The 460-nt window shown below is 52.6% G+C and carries 1 protein-coding gene; it reads right to left on the bottom strand.

All coding sequences use genetic code 11. The annotated features are described in order from the left end of the window. Positions 1–218, bottom strand: a 218-nt coding sequence (locus AC3XQU_RS22925; RefSeq protein ID WP_489876462.1) for a hypothetical protein, incomplete at its 3' end; no start/stop codon positions are given. Positions 219–460 lie beyond the last annotated feature (242 nt).

Genomic DNA, 460 nt, shown 5'->3' with positions numbered 1-460 from the left:
CGTTGCGCATTCTGGCCGGGCATCGGGTAGCCATTCACAGGCAGTTGATCAGAACCTCGAAGGACATCATCCCTAGGCTCTGGATCAAAGCCCCATAGAATATCCTCACCGGCTGATTGATCAAGGGGGTTTTGCTTTGGTTTGTCGCTATCGATCCTACCTGTTTCAAGGGCTTGGTACATCGACGTGTACAGGCTAAAACCACTGATTGAAGACATGGGAACACCTCTTTGATGGGCAATAGAAACAACCTGCCGGGATCGATTCTGGCGGGCTCTATCGCAGGCTAGCGAGCCTTGGAGCGATCTTCAATGCAGTGATTTTTGACGGATGTAACGGGTTAAAACCGGCACGGCGCGTACCCACAGTATGAGCTGCGCGGCTGTAGGCCTTCTCCTGATAATGACGCGTAATTTCAGGTTTGGCGTCAGACTTTGCCCGCGCGGATAAGGTTTGTGCC

The sequence above is a fragment of the Telluria sp. AZSoR62 genome (assembly GCF_058111565.1).
Note: the sequence above shows the minus strand (reverse complement) of the source record. Positions and strands in the feature narration are given on the sequence as shown.